The following is a 3,025-nucleotide window of genomic DNA, read 5'->3' as shown; positions in this document are numbered from 1 at the left end:
CGACGAGCCGTTCGCCGGCCTGACGGCGCGCGAGACCGCGTCCGTTGCGACGCTGATCGCCGAAATGCGCAGTGACGGGCGGGCGGTCCTGATCGTCGATCACAACGTGAAAGGGATATCCGCGCTCGTCGACCGAATTCTCGCCATGCATGCGGGCGAGCGGATCGCCGAGGGCGCGCCCCAGGACGTCATGGAGAATGAGACCGTGCGAAAGGTCTATCTCGGCGGCACCCTTGAGACGGCGGCGCGCCCAGAGGCCGCCTTTGGCGATGTTGCGACGCCTTTCCTCGAAATCAGCAATTTGAGCGTCGTTTATGACAAGGCGCAGGCGCTGGAGAACGTCTCCCTCCATTTGCATCAGGGCGAATTCGTCGTCATCGTTGGACTGAACGGCGCCGGTAAGACAACCCTGTTCAACGCCGTCTCGGGCCTCGCGCCCTATTCCGGGGACATTCGCAGGCAGGGCCAATCGTTGCGTGGAAGGACGGCGGCCACGATCGCGCGCGAAGGGATCGTCCAGTCGCCGGAGGGGCGCGAGCTCTTCGGCGCAATGTCAGTGCGCGAAAATCTCGACATGGGCGGGCACGGTCTCAGGGAAGCGGAGAGATCCGAGCGCAGAGAGCGGCTGTTCGATCTGTTCCCGATTCTGAAGGAGCGTCAGACGCAGACGGCGGCGACGCTGTCCGGCGGAGAGCAACAGATGCTGACGATCGCTCGCGCCTTGATGAGGAAGCCCGACCTGCTGATCCTCGACGAGCCGACGCTCGGCCTCGCCCCCCTGATCATGGAGCAGATCTCGAAGGCGCTCGAGCGGTTTCGGAAAGCGACGGACATTACGGTGCTTCTCGGCGAGCAGAACGTCACGTTCGCCTTGCCCCACGCAGACCGGGTGTATGTGCTTGAACGCGGTCGGATCGTCTGGGAGGGCGGGCCGGCGCAATTCGCAAGGGAAGCCGGGGCGCAATATCTGTAGCCGCATGCGGGCTCGCCTGCGTTTCGAACGCCGGTCAAACGGGATGAAGTAAGCCGTCGGCCAGAGTTTGAGGGCGGACGCGTGACGGCGCGCAATCAGGCGGCGATAGAGGGAGCCTGCGGGTCGACCGCGCCTCTTTTCCGCGGTCGCGCCGCGTCAATCGCAGGGAACAACGCCGAACCGGTGCAAACAAGGAATGCGCGCTGCTGCCCCGAGGAGGGCGCTCGAAAACCGCTTCGCCAGCGGAGAATGCCGCAAAAACAATGCGGTGGCGCTCGCTGCGCGCGAGGGAGCGTCGGCATCTCACGTCCATTTGATCAAGGCTCGAATGAAGATGCTCGACGCGTGATGCGCGCGAGCGCAGACTTTCCGCGGCGGATTCTTGTCACATTCGAAGCGCCAAACGCCGACTAAGTCGAACCTCTATGGCCGTGTCGATCGCGCGAAATTTTGAAATCCCCGGGAGATCTCTGGCTGCGGGGAAAAGAGGTATGGCGGCGACCTCGCATCCGACGGCGACATTCGCCGCTCTCGAGGCGCTGCGCGATGGCGGCAACGCCATCGACGCCGTGGTCGCAGCTTGCGCCGTCCAATGCGTCGTCGAAGCGGGATCGACGGGAATCGGCGGCGACTGCTTTGCGTTGCTGTCGCGCGGCGGCTCAGCGAACGTCATCGGCTACAACGGTTCGGGACGAACCCCGGCGGCGGCGGCGGACTGGTATGAGCGTCATAGCGTCGAGCGCATCGAACGCCATTCTCCACACGCCGTCACCATCCCCGGCGCCGTCGAAGCGTGGGCGCGGCTCATCAAGGATCATGGTCGCCGGCCCCTCGCTGCGGCTCTCGAGCCCGCGATCGAGCTCGCGCAAGGCGGATACGCGATTTCGCCGCGCGTCGCCCACGACATCGGAACGCAGCGCGATCTTCTCAGACGCGATCGGACGGCCTGCCGCATTTTCTTGAGCCACGGCGAAGCGCCGAGCGTGGGATCCTTGCAGCGGCAGCCCGAGCTCGCGGAGACGCTGGAGGCGATCGCCCGTGAGGGCCCCGACGCCTTCTATCGTGGCCCGATCGCACAAGACATGGTCGCCTATCTGCAAGACCTTGGCGGGCTGCACGAGGCCGGTGATTTCGAGCGCGCCAAAGGCGAATACGTGACGCCGGTCACGACCGAGTTCCGCGGGCGAACGATCTATGAATGTCCGCCCAACGGTCAGGGCGTCATTGCGCTGATGATTCTCAAGATCCTGTCGCGCTTCGAGGTTCGGCCCGATCCGCTCGACATCGACAATCTCCACATCGAAATCGAAGCGACCCGCCTCGCCTACGCCGCGCGTGACGCCTTCCTGGCGGACCCGGCAAAGGCCGAGGTTCCGGTCGACTATCTTCTTTCCGATCGCCTCGCCGACGCTCTGGCGGCGAAGATCGATCTCGCCCACGCGATCGAGCGCCTGCCCACCTTCCCGGTGCGAGCGCACCAGGACACCGTCTACATCGCGTTCGTCGACGAAGAGCGCAACGCCATAAGCTTCATCAATTCGCTCTTCGACCATTACGGCAGCGGACTTGTGAGCCCGAAGTCAGGCGTTCTCTTCCATAGCCGCGGCAAGAGTTTCGTCCTCGCCCCCGGTCATCCGAACCGGATAGGGCCTGGGAAGCGCCCGATGCACACGATCATTCCCGGTATGGCGGCCGAGAACGGGCGTCATGCCGTTCGGCGTGATGGGTGGCCATTATCAGGCGATGGGCCACGCCACCCTGCTCGCGAAGCTGTTCGATCACCGTCTCGATCTGCAGACTGCGGTCGACTTGCCGCGATTGTTCCCGTCGCCGGGAACCAATGCCGTTGAAATGGAGCAGCGTTTACGCGACCTGCACGGGGCGGGGCTCGAAGCGCGAGGCTTCGTGATCCGTTCGCCGGCCTCGCCGATCGGCGGCGCCCAGGCGATCTCAATCGATTGGGAGCGCGGAACGCTGCTGGGCGCCTCAGATCCGCGCAAGGACGGCTGCGCGCTCGGCTTCTGATTGGGCCTCCAAATGGGGGCGCTTTCG

General features: G+C 64.7%; 1 protein-coding gene and 1 pseudogene. Both read left to right on the top strand.

Going from position 1 to position 3,025, the window contains the following annotated elements:
* The coding region (locus ACLP25_RS13490; RefSeq protein ID WP_442469702.1) for an ATP-binding cassette domain-containing protein at positions 1–973 on the top strand (973 nt) is incomplete at its 5' end.
* A 425-nt stretch (positions 974–1,398) separates the two neighbouring features.
* Positions 1,399–2,998: pseudogene (locus ACLP25_RS13485) on the top strand (gamma-glutamyltransferase family protein).
* Positions 2,999–3,025: the final 27 nt, after the last annotated feature.

Source organism: Roseiarcus sp., from assembly GCF_052145395.1.
Lineage (GTDB): Bacteria > Pseudomonadota > Alphaproteobacteria > Rhizobiales > Beijerinckiaceae > Roseiarcus.
Note: the sequence above shows the minus strand (reverse complement) of the source record. Positions and strands in the feature narration are given on the sequence as shown.